Origin of the sequence: Acinetobacter sp. (genome assembly GCF_041919735.1) — a bacterium.
Lineage (GTDB): Bacteria > Pseudomonadota > Gammaproteobacteria > Pseudomonadales > Moraxellaceae > Acinetobacter.
Genome location: NZ_JAYRTF010000011.1, coordinates 39,425 through 55,729 on the forward strand (window position 1 = coordinate 39,425; position 16,305 = coordinate 55,729).

The 16,305-nt window shown below is 49.0% G+C and carries 18 protein-coding genes; 1 reads left to right on the forward strand and 17 read right to left on the reverse strand.

The window, feature by feature from the left end:
- Positions 1 to 8 precede the first annotated feature (8 nt).
- The 6 genes from panC to mazG form a co-directional block, all read right to left on the reverse strand.
- Positions 9 to 857: a pantoate--beta-alanine ligase gene (panC, locus tag ACE3T3_RS08285; RefSeq protein WP_374665847.1), complete on the reverse strand. Its 849-nt coding sequence runs from the start codon at positions 855 to 857 to the stop codon at positions 9 to 11.
- A gap of 3 nt (positions 858 to 860) precedes the next feature.
- A complete protein-coding gene (gene panB / locus ACE3T3_RS08290) occupies positions 861 to 1,670 on the reverse strand; it encodes a 3-methyl-2-oxobutanoate hydroxymethyltransferase (protein WP_374665849.1) in 810 nt (269 codons plus the stop codon).
- A gap of 43 nt (positions 1,671 to 1,713) precedes the next feature.
- Complete coding sequence (gene folK, locus ACE3T3_RS08295; protein ID WP_374665851.1) at positions 1,714 to 2,202, reverse strand: 2-amino-4-hydroxy-6-hydroxymethyldihydropteridine diphosphokinase; 489 nt, start codon at positions 2,200 to 2,202, stop codon at positions 1,714 to 1,716.
- Positions 2,199 to 3,668, reverse strand: coding sequence for a polynucleotide adenylyltransferase PcnB (gene pcnB, locus ACE3T3_RS08300; RefSeq protein WP_374665853.1), 1,470 nt, complete (start codon positions 3,666 to 3,668; stop codon positions 2,199 to 2,201). The genes folK and pcnB overlap by 4 nt, the downstream gene beginning before the upstream one ends.
- A gap of 146 nt (positions 3,669 to 3,814) precedes the next feature.
- The gene (locus ACE3T3_RS08305) at positions 3,815 to 4,294 is read right to left on the reverse strand and encodes a ComEA family DNA-binding protein (protein ID WP_374665855.1); all 480 of its coding nucleotides are present in this window, start codon (positions 4,292 to 4,294) and stop codon (positions 3,815 to 3,817) included.
- On the reverse strand, positions 4,272 to 5,066 hold the full coding sequence (gene mazG / locus ACE3T3_RS08310; protein ID WP_374665857.1) for a nucleoside triphosphate pyrophosphohydrolase: 795 nt from the start codon (positions 5,064 to 5,066) through the stop codon (positions 4,272 to 4,274). Before mazG ends, ACE3T3_RS08305 begins: the two co-directional genes overlap by 23 nt.
- Before the next feature lie 109 nt (positions 5,067 to 5,175).
- Here mazG and ACE3T3_RS08315 point away from each other — a divergent pair, with 109 nt between their 5' ends.
- Positions 5,176 to 5,946 carry an SDR family oxidoreductase gene (locus ACE3T3_RS08315; RefSeq protein WP_374665859.1) on the forward strand — a complete coding sequence of 257 codons (771 nt, stop codon included), beginning with the start codon at positions 5,176 to 5,178 and terminating at the stop codon, positions 5,944 to 5,946.
- 113 nt (positions 5,947 to 6,059) lie between these two features.
- On the opposite strand, the gene der is transcribed toward ACE3T3_RS08315, so the two are convergent.
- From der to ACE3T3_RS08370, 11 genes are all read right to left on the reverse strand, one after another.
- Positions 6,060 to 7,472, reverse strand: coding sequence for a ribosome biogenesis GTPase Der (gene der / locus ACE3T3_RS08320; protein WP_374665861.1), 1,413 nt, complete (start codon positions 7,470 to 7,472; stop codon positions 6,060 to 6,062).
- A 161-nt stretch (positions 7,473 to 7,633) separates the two neighbouring features.
- On the reverse strand, positions 7,634 to 8,782 hold the full coding sequence (gene bamB, locus ACE3T3_RS08325) for an outer membrane protein assembly factor BamB (protein WP_374665863.1): 1,149 nt from the start codon (positions 8,780 to 8,782) through the stop codon (positions 7,634 to 7,636).
- Entirely contained in the window at positions 8,779 to 9,477 is a 699-nt protein-coding gene (locus ACE3T3_RS08330; RefSeq protein ID WP_374665865.1) for a YfgM family protein, read from the reverse strand. The genes bamB and ACE3T3_RS08330 overlap by 4 nt, the downstream gene beginning before the upstream one ends.
- A 29-nt stretch (positions 9,478 to 9,506) precedes the next feature.
- Positions 9,507 to 10,802 (reverse strand): histidine--tRNA ligase, encoded by a 1,296-nt coding sequence (hisS, locus tag ACE3T3_RS08335; protein WP_374665867.1) that lies wholly within the window; start codon positions 10,800 to 10,802, stop codon positions 9,507 to 9,509.
- Positions 10,799 to 11,914, reverse strand: a complete 1,116-nt coding sequence (gene ispG / locus ACE3T3_RS08340; protein WP_374665869.1) for a flavodoxin-dependent (E)-4-hydroxy-3-methylbut-2-enyl-diphosphate synthase — start codon at positions 11,912 to 11,914, stop codon at positions 10,799 to 10,801. Before ispG ends, hisS begins: the two co-directional genes overlap by 4 nt.
- Before the next feature lie 22 nt (positions 11,915 to 11,936).
- The gene (locus tag ACE3T3_RS08345) at positions 11,937 to 12,725 is read right to left on the reverse strand and encodes a helix-turn-helix domain-containing protein (RefSeq protein ID WP_374665871.1); all 789 of its coding nucleotides are present in this window, start codon (positions 12,723 to 12,725) and stop codon (positions 11,937 to 11,939) included.
- Positions 12,716 to 13,492, reverse strand: coding sequence for a type IV pilus biogenesis/stability protein PilW (gene pilW, locus ACE3T3_RS08350; RefSeq protein WP_374665873.1), 777 nt, complete (start codon positions 13,490 to 13,492; stop codon positions 12,716 to 12,718). Before pilW ends, ACE3T3_RS08345 begins: the two co-directional genes overlap by 10 nt.
- 44 nt (positions 13,493 to 13,536) lie before the next feature.
- A complete protein-coding gene (gene rlmN, locus ACE3T3_RS08355; protein ID WP_374665875.1) occupies positions 13,537 to 14,772 on the reverse strand; it encodes a 23S rRNA (adenine(2503)-C(2))-methyltransferase RlmN in 1,236 nt (411 codons plus the stop codon).
- A gap of 123 nt (positions 14,773 to 14,895) precedes the next feature.
- Positions 14,896 to 15,327 carry a nucleoside-diphosphate kinase gene (gene ndk / locus ACE3T3_RS08360; protein ID WP_035265623.1) on the reverse strand — a complete coding sequence of 144 codons (432 nt, stop codon included), beginning with the start codon at positions 15,325 to 15,327 and terminating at the stop codon, positions 14,896 to 14,898.
- Between the two features lie 107 nt (positions 15,328 to 15,434).
- The gene (gene iscX, locus ACE3T3_RS08365; protein ID WP_374665877.1) at positions 15,435 to 15,635 is read right to left on the reverse strand and encodes a Fe-S cluster assembly protein IscX; all 201 of its coding nucleotides are present in this window, start codon (positions 15,633 to 15,635) and stop codon (positions 15,435 to 15,437) included.
- A gap of 92 nt (positions 15,636 to 15,727) precedes the next feature.
- Positions 15,728 to 16,279 carry a phosphatase PAP2 family protein gene (locus ACE3T3_RS08370; protein ID WP_374665879.1) on the reverse strand — a complete coding sequence of 184 codons (552 nt, stop codon included), beginning with the start codon at positions 16,277 to 16,279 and terminating at the stop codon, positions 15,728 to 15,730.
- Positions 16,280 to 16,305 lie beyond the last annotated feature (26 nt).

The window sequence follows — 16,305 nt, forward strand, 5'->3', positions numbered from 1 at the left end:
TATAGCATTTATGATGCAGGATATTTAACCTGCAGGTTATCGATAAGGCGGGTCGCGCCAATTTTTGCCGCTACAAACAGCACAACATCTTCATTAAATTGTTCAATTTTTTGAAGTTCTGTTGTCCGTGCCTCTACATAGTCCACAACAAAGCCAGCAGCTGTCAATGCTGATTTCATATCTGCTAACACTTCTGACAGCGCTTGGCCTGACAGCAGCGCCTGCTCTGCGGCTTTCAGTGTTTTATAGATCGTTGGCGCAACCGCACGGTGTTCTGCACTTAAGTAACCGTTGCGTGAACTGAGCGCAAGGCCGTCTTCCGCACGGGTAATCGGCACGCCGATCACTTCCAGCGGAATGTTCAGATCACGGACAAACTGGCGGATCACCGCCAGCTGCTGATAATCTTTTTGACCAAAGAACGCATAGTTCGGCTGCACAATATTAAACAGCTTGGTCACAACTACAGCCACGCCGTCAAAATGCCCCGGGCGCTGCAGGCCGCATAGATCATTGGTAATGCCGCCCACCGAAATATTGGTCAGGCGCGGCTTGCTGCCATACATTTGCTCAACAGTCGGCGCAAAAACGATATCGCAGCCGGCTTCAGCCAATAAGCGCTGATCCTGCTCCAATGTGCGCGGGTAATTGTCAAAATCTTCATTCGGGCCAAATTGAATCGGGTTCACAAAAATGCTGACCACAACAACATCGCAAAGCTTGCGCGCTTCACGCACCAAATTTAAATGCCCTTCATGCAGGTTGCCCATGGTCGGCACGAAACCGATAATTTTACGTGCAGTGCGTGCAGGCAGCAATGATGCAGCTAAACCTTGAATGGTAGTTTCAGTTTTCATGTTTTACAGCTCAATCTGGAAAGTATGTTCTTTGGCTGGGAATGTCCCATCCATCACCGCGTTGTGATAAGACTTGAAGGCATCGACAATAGCCGTTTCACCGGCCTGCTCTTTCATAAAATTGCGGACAAATTTAGCGATATGGCTGAAGTTCAAACCCAGCATATCTTGAACCACCAGCACCTGTCCGTCAGTTTCTGCACCCGCGCCAATGCCAATCACTGGCGTATTCGGGAACAGCGCGCTGATTTCTTTGCCCACTTGCGCAGGAACGCATTCCAGCAATAGCACTGCCGCGCCCGCATCCACCACCGCTTGACAGTCGGCAATCAGCTGATCAGCCGCTTCACGGGTACGCGCCTGCACTTTATAGCCGCCAAACACATGCACCGACTGCGGTGTCAGCCCCAAATGCACACAGACCGGAATGCCGTTGCGGGTCAGCACCTGAACGGTTTCCGCCAGCCATGCGCCGCCTTCCAGCTTCACCATATGCGCGCCTGCCTGCATAATGGTTTTAGCGCTGATTAAAGCATCATTCAGCGTGGCGTAGCTCATGAACGGCAAATCGGTCAGAATAAAGGCATGGCTGTTGCCGCGGCGCACCGCTGCCGTATGATAGGCCATATCTTCGACCTGAACGGGCAATGTCGAATCATGACCTTGGATGGTCATACCCAAAGAATCACCCACCAAAATGGTATCAATCTCAGCGACTTCCATAGCTTTCGCCATGCTTGCATCATAGCAAGTCAGGCAGGAGAATTTGCGGCCTTCCGCTTTAAATTTTCTTAAGTCACTTAGACTAATCATCTAGATGTTCCTCTGATGGCCCTATCTCAGGGTCATTAAAACTTTAAATCTTTGCCCAATTTCCAGCATCCAGCACCTCAAGCGACGGATGTTCTAAAATCGGCAAATCTTTTAATAATTGTCCTTTCAGCTGCAATCCTGCATCCAAATCCAGCAGCGGGATCAAAACAAAATCACGCTCCATCACCCCAACATGCGGGACCGTCAAGCGCTCATTTTCAATCTGTTCCTGTCCATACATCAGCAGATCCAAATCCAGCGTGCGCTCGCCCCAGCGGCGCAGGCGGACACGGCCCGATTCCTGCTCAAAGCGCTGCAGCTCATCCAGCAATGCCAGCGGCGCCAGATCAGTCGTCAGCTGCACGACTGCATTTAAGTAATTGGGCTGATCCTGCGGCCCCATGGGCGGGCTTTGATACAGCTTAGAGGTTTTTACCGCCCCTAAGGATCCCAGCTTATGGACCGCATCGGTCAAAATCTGCAGCGAATCTCCTAAGTTGCTGCCCAGCCCGATATAGCTCACCGTGCTCATTGCGTTGGCCCAAAAACCACTTGGCTTAAATCACGCTGCACGCGCTTGCGTTTTAAAATCGGGTGATCAGAACTGATTCCATCAGCAGTATTGGATGCTGCAAATGGGCGGCGCTCGCCTGATGCTGTTTTGGCTTTGCGTGCACGGCGGCTGCGCGGTTCAGGCTCATTCACCAACGGTTCAATTTCAGCCTGCTGCACAGCAGCATTCACTTTGCTTTCTTCCGCGGCAGCATGGGATGCTTTGCGGCGGTTCTTCGCGCGCTGGCGGTTATAGTCTGCAATCGCGCGTTCACGCTCATCAATAGACAGCGTCTGATAGTTTTCCCACCAGGTGCCCATGCCTTGCGTGTCGCTATCGCCTGATTTTTCACGCAGCAGCAAAAAGTCAAAGCCGGCGCGGAAACGCGCATGGCTGGACAGCGCTTCAATTTGCTGCGGTTTTGGATTCAGCAAGCGGGTTTGCATTTCCCAAACCTCGCGGATGAAGGTTTCAGCAAAACGCGGAATAATGGTGCGTGTCGCTTGACGCTTCAGCACATCCAAACCGGCTTGAGCACGGGCTTCTGCTGGCACGACACCTTTGCTGGCATAAAAATCACAGCGCTCCAGGAACGGTTTCCACAGCAGCACGGCATAGAAAAATGCCGGGTTAATGGTTTTGCCAATTGAAATCCGCTGATCGGTATTCTTCGCAGCGCGTTCAATGAACGGGGTAATTTCAGGCTTAATATCTGCAAACAGCTGGCGCCAAATGCCAAAATCGATCAGCATCGGCATCACGCGGTTGAGATGCCCCATGGTAAAGAGTTTCTGCGACTCATCGTACAGGCGGTGCGGAGAGACATCACGCAGCAGCTGGGTAATTTCTGGGGTAAAAATATCCAGAATTTTTTCATCAATACTGAAATTCAGCTTGGCCGCAAAACGCAGCGTCCGCAGCATCCGCACCGGATCCTCTTCAAAACGCAGCATCGGGTCGCCCAGCAGGCGCAGGGTCTTATGATTGATATCATCGACCGCGTTGCAGAAATCCAAGACTTCATTTTTACGCGGCTGGTAATACAGCGCATTAATGGAAAAGTCGCGGCGGGCAAAATCCTGCTCGATGGTTCCCCAATTATTGTCGCGCAGAATCATGCCGGCAGATGAAGTCACCGCCTTCTTCGGCGGCGCGCGGAAGGTCGCCACTTCAATCAGTTCGCGGCCTGAATAGACATGAGCCAGCTCAAAACGGCGGCCGATAATGCGGCAGCGACGTCCGAAAACTTCTTTTACTTGAGATGGAGTGGCATTGGTGACAGCATCGTAGTCCTTCGGATTGAGACCCAACATCAAGTCACGTACACCGCCGCCGACGATATAAGCTTCATAGCCTGCCTTGGTTAAGGCATCAATCACATCTAAAATGGAAGAAGGTAATTGTGCGGTGGATAAACCGCATTTTGACGCGCGCAAAGTTTGCAAAAGACGCTGTCTCCTACGTCTGAACGTAAAATCTTAAGATGTTGCTAATCATATCTCTAACACAATCAAAGGGCAATTTGATTCTCCTGCTGCAAATGCAAAGCGCCGGCTTTTAATGCCCGAAAATACGGTTTTTTTCTGCCATGCTATAAGGCTAAACGCTCTTTATTCTTGGCAAAAATTGCAGGGCCAATGCCTTTGACCTCCTGAATTTGCTCAATGCTTTTAAACTTTCCGTTCTTGCTCCGGTAATCCACAATCGCTTCCGCTTTTTTCTGACCAATGCCGCTTAATTGCTGAAACTGTTCAGCGCTGGCCGAATTCAGCCGAATTTTTTGACTGTTTGCCGATGCAGATGAAACGGATTTGCTGTTTGCCGATGAAGATGAGGTTGAAGTTGACTGGCTCAAAGCAGGTTTCGATAAATAATGATTCTGCAACGCCGAAGCCGCGGGGCGCTGCTGATCTTGAGTTTTCAGCTGCCAGTCTTGGTTTTGCTGCTCAGATTTCCATTGCTGATAATTGCTGTTTACCGGCGATGCCGCATAACTCATGCCGATGCTGATGCCGAGCAAAAGCATCAGCACCATTAAAAGCTGGAATTTATTCAAGCTGCGGTTTTTCATATAAGGCCTGCTGTTTAAATTGTTGTTTTGCCTGATCCCAAAGCTGATCCATTTCAGTCAATGACAGGTCTTCTATCTTTTTATTATTCAATTCTGCCTGCTGTTCAATGTAGGCAAACCGGGTGCGGAATTTATGGACAGTGCCCAATAACGCCATTTCACTCGAGATGCCCAGTTTACGGCCTATATTCACCAGAGAAAATAAGCAGTCGCCAAATTCTTCCATCATTTCGTCGGAATTCTGATCTTTAAGCGCTTGTTTAAATTCATCTAATTCTTCTTCTAATTTGACATAGGCATCTTCGGCACTGGCAAAATCAAAACCGATCGCAGCGGCATTTTTTTGAATGCCTTCCGCCTGCTGCAGCGCGGGGCCGTGCTTGATTTGATCTAGCCGTGACTGCGGCTTGCCGGCTTTTTCCTGCTGCTTAATCTCTTGCCACAATACTGCGACATCTTCCGCACTCAGCTGGCTGAATTTTTCTGCTTCAAAAACATGCGGATGGCGCCGCACTAATTTTTTACAAATCGCCTGCACCACATCTTGAAAATCAAAAGCCCCCTGCTCGCTGTACATTTGCGACTGGAACACCACCTGCAGCAGCAAATCCCCCAGCTCATCCCGCACCTCTTCCGCTTGGCCATCACGCACGGCAGCTTCCACCTCATAAGCTTCTTCTATCGCATACCGCGTTAAAGATTCCGGCGTCTGCTGCTGATCCCACGGGCATTTCTGACGCAATTCACGCATGATATTCAGCAGCTGTTCCATTCGGCACCTCGATAATTCATTTGGATTTTTTAAACCTGTCTCTTTTTTCGGCACCAGAATTTGCTATGCTCTGAAACTGGATAAATAAAAAGACAGCGAGAAGAATAACATGCCCAGCATCTTGATTAGCGGCGCAAGCCAAGGCATCGGCGCAGCAGCAGCCAAATTATTTTACAGCCAAGGCTATAAAGTCGGCATTTATGACATTAACGCCGTCCAAGCGCAGCAGCTGGCCGAGCAGCTGGGGCCCAATGCCAAAGCAGGACTATTGGATGTCGCCAACATTGAGCATTGGCATGCCACCTTAGCGGAATTCTGCCAATGGGCCGGCGGACTGAATATCTTAATCAATAATGCAGGCGTGCTGTATTCCGGCGCGTTTGAAGAAACCGATATCGCCGCGCATCACCGCACCATTGATATTAATGTCAAAGGGGTCATCAATGGCTGCCATGCCGCGCTGCCGTACCTGAAGCAAGCCCGTTCCGCCCGTGTCATCAACCTGTCCTCCGCCTCCGCGATCTATGGACAGGCCGATTTAGCCAGCTATTCCGCCAGCAAATTTGCCGTGCGCGGCCTGACCGAAAGCCTGGATATTGAATGGCAAAAGTACGGCATCCGGGTATTGGATGTCATGCCGCTGTTTGTGCAAACGGCAATGGTAAAGGATATGGATGCCGAAAGCATCCGCAAGATGGGCGTCAATTTGACACCGGATGACGTTGCCGAACAGATTTACCGTTTAGCGACCCTGAAAGCGCATGCCTTGACTCCAACGCACCGCCCAGTCGGGCTAAAAACCAAAGTGCTATTCAGCCTATCCAAAATCAGCCCGCAGTTTATCAACCGCATGAGCAACTTGTGGATTGCTCAGAAATAAGCGCAAATCTTCAAATTTATTTTTATGTTTTGATGTTTTCAATGCAACGCGCATGATGTGCAGCTGATAAAAAAACCCGCAGAAATGCGGGTTTTTTTAACTCAACACAGCCATCAGCCGCGTTTAAATTTCTTTTCAGCCTTCTTGAATTTCTGCACATAACGGCGCTTACGGGCTGCTGTACGTTCATCCAGTTGCGATTTACGGCCTTCAAACGGGTTTTCAGAGGTTTTGAACTCAATCTTCACCGGCGTCCCTTCCAGCTTATACACTTTACGGAACACGTTTTCTAAATAGCGGCGGTAATCGGCTGGCGTTTTATCGACCTTATTGCCGTGCACCACGATTGTCGGCGGGTTTTGTCCGCCCATATGCGCATAGCGCATTTTAATGCGGCGGCCCTGCACGCTCGGCGGCTGATGCGCATCAGTTGCATCATTCAGGATCTGCGTTAATTTCGCTGGCGATACTTTTAAATGCGAAGAATCATAAGCGCGGTGAATGGACGGATAAAGATCACCGACACCTGTGCCATGCAGTGCTGAAATCAAGTGGATTTTAGCCCAAGGAATAAAGTCGAAACGGCGCTCCACATCCAGCTTGCACTGCTTGCGGTCATAGTCGGTCATGTTATCCCACTTGTTGATGGCAATGACCATCGCCCGGCCAGCTTCCAGCGCATAGCCAATCAAGTGCAGGTCCTGCTCCACAATACCATCACGGGCATCGACCACAATCACCACCACGTGTGCATCTTTCATCGCTTGTAAAGTTTTCACAATTGAGAATTTCTCAATCATTTCATCAACTTTACCTTTACGACGCACACCCGCGGTATCAATTAAAGTGTATTTACGACCATCACGTTCGAATGGAATATAAATCGAGTCACGTGTCGTGCCCGGTTGGTCAAATGCCACCACACGGTCTTCACCCAGCAGGCGGTTGACCAGCGTCGATTTGCCCACGTTGGGACGGCCGATAATTGCTAAACGCAGGCCGGTGTCTTTATCGTGCTCATCTGGATTTTCATCTTCAGGCACATCCGCCAGCACTTCTTCTAGCATTTGCTGTACGCCGCGGCCATGGCTGGCAGCCACTTGCATCGGCTCGCCCATGCCCAGCTTATAAAACTCGACCAGCGCAGCTTCTGCATGCACGCCATCAACTTTGTTGGCGACCAAAAAGACTTTTTTGCCTAAAGTGCGCAGGTCACGGGCAATCTGCTCGTCAGACGCCAGCAATCCAGCGCGGGCATCCACCACAAGAATGATCATATCCGCTTCATGAATCGCAGTTTTCGATTGCTCTGCCATGTAAGAGTCAATACCACCTTCTGTTTCGCCGATACCACCAGTATCAACCACAATGAAGGATTTATTTTGATAGGTCGCATCACCGTATTTACGGTCACGAGTCAGACCAGCAAAGTCAGCAACGAGAGCATCACGGCTCTTGGTAATCTGGTTAAACAACGTTGATTTTCCGACGTTCGGACGACCAATGAGCGCAATTACGGGTTTCATAGATTAACCTTTATTCAAGATCAGCCAGTTTGGTCTGGTCTGAACAATCAGAAACAATGGAAGAAAAATTTAGCCAAAATAAATAAAACACGGGGCATTGAATGCTCAATCCCCCGTGTCAAAAAAATACGGTGCGCCTATTTTAACATAAGCTGCAAAAATTAACGATTCTGCCAGACACTCATTGCGCCTTTGCGTGTAGACACGTAAAGCTGATTGTCAATGACGCGCAATGTCCGCACTTCACCGCTGGTTTTAGAGCGGCCGATAATCGTGCCTGTGCTTGGATCAATCAAGTGCAGCACGCCATCCAGGTCACCCACCACCAAATCATTGCCCAGCATGACCGGATTGCTCAGCTGGCGGTTCAGCAGCTGGTCATTTTCCCACAGTTTTTGCCCTGTGGTAATTTCATACGCGGTGATTTTACCGTCCGTTTGTGCAACAAACACGCCATTGCCCTTCACTTCCGGACGCTGAATGCTGCTGGCATCCTCGCTCCACACCACTTGCTGGGAAGCCAAATCCAGAACGGTCACTTGGCCTTGATAGCTCGTGGTCACCACAAACTGGCCTGCCACCGCAGGTTCGCCATCTATATCAATTAAACGCGAAATATCTGAACGGCCATCCGAAACGGCAACACGGCGCTGCAGTTTAGGCGTGCCGCTGATTGCATCAATGGCATACAGATAGGCATTTGCAGAAGCAATCAGCACATTGCGGGCATCCAAAGCCACTGGCGCCGCCTGGCCGCGCAGGCTGAACTGAACATTCGGCAGGCTGTAGGTCCACGCCTGTTTGCCTGTTTCCACTTCATGGGCAAATATGGTACCGTCATTCGCCACGGTAATCACCCGGCCGGCTTGAATTAAAGACGGCGCAAGAATGGCGCCAGACAGCTGCGCTGTCCATTTGGTCTCGCCTGTTGCCTGATCCAGCGCAAACAGCTGGCCTTTTTGATTGCCGACCACCACAATGCCGTCTTTCGCTTCAACACCTGAGCTTAGGCCCAGTTTTGAAATTTTCTTTTGCCACAGGCGCTGCTTGCCTTGATAGGCTTCCACCTCACCCTTTGGATTGATCACAAAAATGACGCCGTTATCTACATCCAAGCGCATGCGCAAAGGATCGGCTTCATCTGTAGAAGCGACATTTTGAGAAAATACAGGAACCAGTGTTTTCCCCTGCTGAAGCTTCGGCAGCGGATTCGGTTTAGCCTCTTCGACTTTAACGCCTTTATTGGCGCAGCCTGCAAGCGCAAGCGTTAAAACTGTCAGTGCACACGCAATTTTGTATTTTCTATTCATTCAGCTTCTTCCACGTGGGTCTCTAAAATCGGGCGTTCGATTTCAGGATCATCGACTAAAACGCCTACACTTTCGAGTTTAATTTGTAAAATTTGACGTTCTTCTTTACGTTCAAGCAATGCATTCCATGCACTTTGATATACTTTTTTCGCATTTTCAAGATCATTTTTAGCAACATAGATGTCGCCGCGCGCTTCATCCGCAGTCGCTTTAAATGCAGGATCCTTCACAGCGTCCAGCGTTTTCAGCGCGTCATCATATTTCTTTTGCGCCAGCTGCGCATAAGCCAAACGCAGCTTAACAATTTGCAGCAAACCGTCATCGCTAATTTTAGCATTTTCGACTTTCTTCAAGGCTTTTTCAGCGCCGGCATAATCGGCTTTGTCATAAGCCAATTTCGCCATCACCAGCTGCGCTTGAACCGCTTGCGGCGAATCCGGCGCTTCTTTCATAATGCTGTCAGCAGAAGTCGACAGCTGTGAAAATGCATCGCCTTGCGCAGATCGGGCGCTGTCCATCAGCTGCTGCACTTTGGCGGTTGCCGTCTGTGACTCAGCCAAAGTTTTCTTCTGCCAATATTCCCAGCCGAAAAAGGCAATCAACGCAATTAAAATCCCGCTCACGATGGCAGAGCCGTATTTCTTCGTGAAAGATTTTAAATTATCAAGTTGCTCATCATCACTTAGCGCGTTCATTTGACGACCCTTTCCTTATGTTTTATGGCTTATTTTGAAGAAATTTTATCAATGATAAATGGCACAATGCCGCCTACCGCAACTTCAGCTTGCTCCGCAGTTGCCAGCTCTTTAACCAGCACCTGCTGCGCTTCCAGCTCACGCTCACCGAAAATCAGCGCATATAAAGCGCCCGCTTGGTCGGCTTTTTTCATCTGCGACTTCATTGAGCCTTGTGAACCGACTTTCAGGCGGATTGCACTGTTTGCAGCTTCCAGCTGATCACGGATCTGTTCTGCCAGCACCAGCGCCTTGCCTTGCGTCGCTGGATCTGAAACCAGGAACACTTCGCAGTCACGCACTGGCGTATTGTCTTCGACCTGTTCCAAAAGCAGAAGCAAGCGCTCCATGCCCATCGCAAAACCGACTGCAGGTACCGTTTGATCCACTTTGCCTTTCAGCTGGCCAACCAAGCCGTCATAACGGCCGCCAGCGCACACGGTACCTTGCGAGCCCAGCAGCGTTGTAGTCCATTCAAAAACAGTTTTGTTGTAATAATCCAAACCGCGGACCAGTTTCTGATTGATCACAAACTTCACGCCGGCATCGCTCAAATACTGCTGCAATTGCGCGAAATGATTCATGGTGCCTTCCCCCATGAAATCATGCAGTTTCGGCGCATTTTCCAAAATAGATTGAGTTTTCGCGTCTTTCGAATCCAGAATACGCAGCGGATTCGTTGTTAAACGGCGCTGTGAATCTTCATCTAAATCTGCTTTGTGTGTTTCTAAAAACTCAACCAAGGCGGCACGGTAAGCGGCGCGCTCATCCAACTCACCTAAAGTATTCAGTTCCAGCTGCACTTTGTCGGCAACGCCCATGCGCTTCCATAAACGCGCAGTCATCAAAATCAGTTCAGCATCCTGATCTGGTGTTGATACGCCGAATGTTTCCACGCCAAACTGATGGAATTGGCGGTAGCGGCCTTTTTGCGGCTTTTCATAGCGGAACATTGGGCCCACATACCAAACGCGGGGCGCAGCGCCGCGCAGCAGATTGTGTTCCAGCATAGCGCGCACGCAGCCCGCAGTGCCTTCAGGGCGCAAAGTCAAAGATTCAGGTGGATTGCCTTTATCCAAGAAGGTATACATTTCTTTTTCGACGATATCGGTTGCATCGCCGATAGAACGTTTAAACAGATTGGTCTGCTCAACGATCGGCAAGCGGATTTGCTGATAGCCATAAGCATCCATTAATGATGCTAAATGCTGCTCAAGACGTCTCCACGCAGGGGTTTGCGTTGGAAGGATATCGTTAAAACCTTTAATTGCGACAATTGAACTCATGATTTACTGCGTATAATTTCTTTAGATTTTGCTTCTTCAAGCGCCTGAACACGTTGACGAACCATTGTTTCGATTTCATCAACCAACTGATTTGTGTCAATTAAATGACTTTTCTCGCCATTACGATACACCAGCGAACGCGGACTTGCACCTACCACGCCGATATCCGCTTCTTTCGCTTCACCAGGGCCATTCACTTTGCAGCCAATCACAGACACATCCATTGGCGTGCGGATGTCTTCCAAGCGCTCTTCCAAAGTCTGCATCACTTTAATGACGTTGAATTCCTGACGCGAACAGCTTGGGCAGGCAATAAAGTTAATGCCGTTGGAGCGCAGGCCGAGTGATTTTAAAATATCAAAACCGATTTTAATTTCTTCTTCCGGTTCAGCCGCCAGCGAAATACGCATGGTATCGCCTATGCCTTCCATCAGCAGGCCGCCCAGCGCAATGGCTGATTTCACAGAGCCTGTACGGTAAACGCCGGCTTCCGTCACGCCCAAATGCAATGGATTGTCAATTTGGGCAGACAGCAAACGGTACGCGTCCATGGTTAAAAACACATTCGATGCTTTAACGGAAACTTTAAATTCGTGAAAATCCAGACGGTCTAAGATATCAATATGGCGCATTGCCGATTCAAGCAAAGCTTGGCCTGTCGGTTCGCCGTATTTCTTTTGAATATCTTTTTCCAGTGAGCCGGCATTGACCCCGATACGCATGGAGATATCGTTATGGCGCGCAGCAGCAACGACTTCCCGAATTTTGGCTTCTGAACCGATATTGCCAGGGTTAATGCGCAGGCAGTCTGCGCCTAAATCAGCAACTTTCAGCGCGATTTTATAATCAAAATGAATATCTGCCACCAGCGGAACAGTGACACGCTTGCGGATTTCGCCAAAGGCTTCAGCCGCTTCCATCGTTGGCACAGAAACACGCATGATGTCTGCACCGACATCCACACAGCGCTGAATCTGCGCAACGGTTGCATCTACATCGCAAGTTTCTGTATTGGTCATGCTTTGGATGCTGATGGGCGCATCACCGCCCACATACACCGAGCCCACGCGGATTTTTCGGGTTGGACGGCGCTGAATTGGATTTACAATCATGATTTCACTCTACCCCTGGCCATTAACGTGATAAACGGAAATCTGCTTTGCCGTTTACGGTATATGGCGACAATGAAATGCTTTCATTATTTAAGCTTAATGACACAGCATCCGCATCATCCAAACGGATTTGGAACGGCGCTTCGCCATTTAAATTCAATGCAGACGCCTGACGGCCTGTCGCCAAGACCTTGCCTGTCGCATCGACAATATGCACAGAAGTCGGAGTGCTGAAGTTCAGGCTCAGCTGATCGCCAGAAACGGCCGCAGCGCCATTCATATTGAGAACCTGCACTTCAGGCGTTTCCTGCACCGCTGCGCTTTCCGCATCTGTGCTGCCGGACATGTTCTGCACGACTGAAACCAGAATGCCGATCACGGCAATCACCGCAATAACCAGCAAGCCGCGCTTCAGCCATTTGCGGTTGCGGTCACGGTTTGAACCCGGCAGTTTCCCCATAATTTTAATCGGAGAATTATTCAGCGCATGATTCGGCAGAAGGCCAGTATCATTGGCATAAATATCATCAAAACGCTGAATGATGCTGGTGGCATCGACTTTCAAATATTTTGCATAGGTCCGGTAATAGCCTTTAATAAAAGTCGCTTCCGGCAATGCTTTATAATCATCCTGTTCAAGCGCCGTCAGGGCTTTCACAGGAATATTCAATTCCTTCGCCGCATCTTCCAGCTCAAGCTTTTGAGCAATACGGATTTGACGCAAGTACTCACCCGGACGCTGTACATTTCCTAACGCATTGGGAGCTGCGCTCGAAGCATTCGATTGCGGTGAATTAGGATTTACTTCCATACGGCCTCAGTACTGTACTGTAATTGCAAATAACGCTGGTATTCAGGACTTTCCGGGTACAGCGCACGCAGCTGATTCACCAGCTCCTGCGTTCCCATTTTATCCCCATTCGCACGCGCGGTGCGGATACCAACCCAAAGCGCGCGTGCGCCCTGATTTTGTTGCCCTACGCCGCGTACAAATTGTTCATACATTTGGGTTGCGGCATTGGTTTGCTGGTTCAAATAAAAGATTTCCGCCAACTCTAACATTGAAACATAGGAATCACGATTAATTTGCAGCGCCTGCTTGAATGTTTTTTCAGCATTCGCTTTATCACCCAATTTCACGTAAATTTGGCCGGCATTTTCAAGCGATTGAGCCCGCTGATCATAGCCCAAAGTAGAACCAGCGATATTCAATTGTTCAAGCGCATCATTATAGCGCCCAACCTGATACAAATACGTACCATAGTTGTTACGCGCCTGCGCATTTTTAGGGTCTACCGAAATCGCTTTGCGGAAATAGCCATCAGCTTTTTCCATATTCAGCTTGCTGCCTTCCTGCTGCAGCAGCACGCCCATCATCATATTCGCCTGCGCATCACGCGAATTCTGCTCCAGCGCTTGATCCAGCGTACGTTTTGCCGCATCCAAATCGCCAGTTCGCAGAAATTCACCTGCCATTTGAGCACGTACTTTGGCTGCTTTTTCCGGATCTTTTTGTCCTAGAGTTTGAGTTGTCTGGCATGCTGTCAACAAAACTGCAGACAGGCATAAAGATGTCATAAAAGCAAATTTATACGTTAAGGTTCTCAATTGGCTGCCTCTTATTATCCTTCTGAGCGCAGAATCTCATTTTGCTGCGCTACTTTTTTCTTCCACTGTTCCGCACGGCGGGTACGGTCAGCAACTTGCCCCACAAGCTGTCCGCACGCAGCATCAATATCATCGCCGCGTGTCTGACGAATCGTACACACAAAACCGGCATCAGACAAAGTTTTTTGGAAAGAAATAATCCGATTCCGGCTTGAACGGCCATATGGCGCGTGCGGGAACGGATTAAATGGAATTAAATTAATTTTGCTCGGCAGATTTTTCAGCAGTTTCAGCATTTGCTGTGCATGCTCGGGCTTATCATTCACCCCATCCAGCATCACATATTCAATGGTCACATGCTTGCGTGAACTTTCATTGCCGTCTTTGGCGATATAGCGTTGGCAAGCAGCAATCAGCTGTTCCAATGGATATTTTTTATTGATCGGCACCAATTCGTTGCGCAATTCATCATTCGGCGCATGCAGGGAAATCGCCAAAGCCACATCAATATCCTGCGCCAATTGATCAATTTTCGGCACCACACCTGAAGTCGATAGCGTCACGCGGCGCTTAGACATGCCGTATGCAAAGTCATCCAGCATGATGCGCATAGAATTCAATACCGCATCGTAGTTCAGCAACGGCTCACCCATGCCCATCATCACCACGTTGGTTACTGAACGTTCACGCTCCGCCACTGGCACATCTTCCATATATGAATAGTTTGCCATCCACAGCTGGCCAATGATTTCCGCTTGGCTTAAATCGCGCTGAAAACCTTGCTTTCCAGTCGAGCAGAATGAACAGTCCAGCGCACAGCCTACTTGTGAAGAAATGCACAAGGTCTTGCGCGCGCCGGTTTTGTCGTCAGCAGGAATCAGCACGGTTTCCACCAATGAACCCGCGCCATCACCGACACGGAACACCCACTTACGCGTGCCGTCTTTCGAATAGTTTTTATGCACCACTTCCGGCGCTTTAATTTCACAAATCTTTTCCAGTTTTTCACGCAATTTGCCTGAGATATTGGTCATCTCAGCAAAATCTGTGACAAAGAACTGGTGAATCCATTTCATCACCTGCCCGGCACGGAATTTCTTCTCGCCCATGTCTTCGAAGAATTTTTCCATTTGCGGACGCGACATGCCGAGTAAATTCACTTTCTCCACAGCATTTTGCTGTGCAGGAGCGGATGGAGATTGCTGCTGTTCAGCCGAAACTGCAGAGACAGCGACTACTTCAGTACTCATGTGTAATTACCTAAACCATGTCTAAAGATGAAAGGAGAAGCTCAATAAACGAGCAAAGTTTTATTCAGGGAATAAAAAAACCAGATAAGTATAATAACACTTATCTGGTTTGAATACTTCGAATTAACGAGTACGCGGAGCAATCTCAGTTTGAGCGAAGAAGTAGTTAACTTCACGGTCAGCAGATGCTACAGAGTCAGAACCGTGAGCAGCGTTTTCGTCGATGCTTACAGCGAAGTCAGCGCGGATAGTGCCTGGAGCAGCTTCTTTAGGGTTAGTTGCGCCAAGGATGTCGCGGTGAGCAAGAACTGCGTTTTCGCCTTCAAGAACTGAAACAACAACTGGACCAGAAGTCATGAATGCAACTAGGTCAGCAAAGAAACCGCGTTCTTTGTGCTCAGCGTAGAAGCCTTCAGCTTCAGCTTGAGTCAAGTGTTTCATTTTAGTTGCAACAATTTTAAGGCCAGCTTTTTCAAAACGGGCAAAGATGTCGCCGATGTGGTTTTTAGCAACTGCATCTGGTTTTACGATAGATAAAGTACGTTCGATAGCCATGATAGGCTCCTTGAGTCAATTTGACAGGAAAATTTGGCGCATTATACCGAATAATGCGCTATTTTCTGCTTTTAAGATGTAAAAAAATTGCTTTTTTCGACGCAATGTCAGCTTGCTTCGTCAATCCAAGCCATTTGAATCGCTTCAAGCAAACCTTCTGTCGATTTTTCAGGGTTGTCTGAGAAATCCGGCAGCGCGCATACCCATGCATGCAAATCGGTAAAGCGGACCCACTGCGGATCCACATCCGGATGCGCGTCATAAAGCTCAATCGCAATATCGATAGTATCTGTCCAGCGTAAACCCATAGGTTTTCCCAACATCGTTTGAATAATGCCGTACTTTAACAAATTTCCGAAAACTGCGCGATTTTTGCCGCCTGATTTTTACAATGCGGCGTTTACAGCGCAATATTAAATACTGGCGCAGACAATACAATTGCGCTCGCTACTGTACCGCCAATTAAAGCACCAACCGCCACATCGCTGGGATAATGCAGCCCCAGCACCATGCGCGACAGCGCCACCAGCACGGTAAATGGCAGCATGAACAGCAGCAGAATCGGCTGCACATAGCCCAGCACCGTTGTCGCCATCACCGCATGCAGCGTGTGCCCGGATGGAAAACTGAAATGATCCAGCGGGCGCTCGCCCAGCCGGATCACCTGATGCACTTGATAAGGCCGCGGACGCACTGTTTTCTTTTTTAATACCTTATAAATGCTGGTTCCGACTGAGCCGCCAAGCAGCATATACAGCATTTGCAGGCCAAACATCAGCCCCTGCAAAATCCACACCGCGCCCAGCATGACATACCAAAACATGCCATCGCCCAAACGGCTGATGATTTTAAAAAATTGCGTCACCCGTTCTGAGCGTGAGAAAGTGTTGAGGTAAATACAGCCTTTTAAATCGAGATCAAGCATTCTTATTTTTGCATTTTTAAATTTCATTGTTCTCTCCTCGAGTGCCGCTGCTG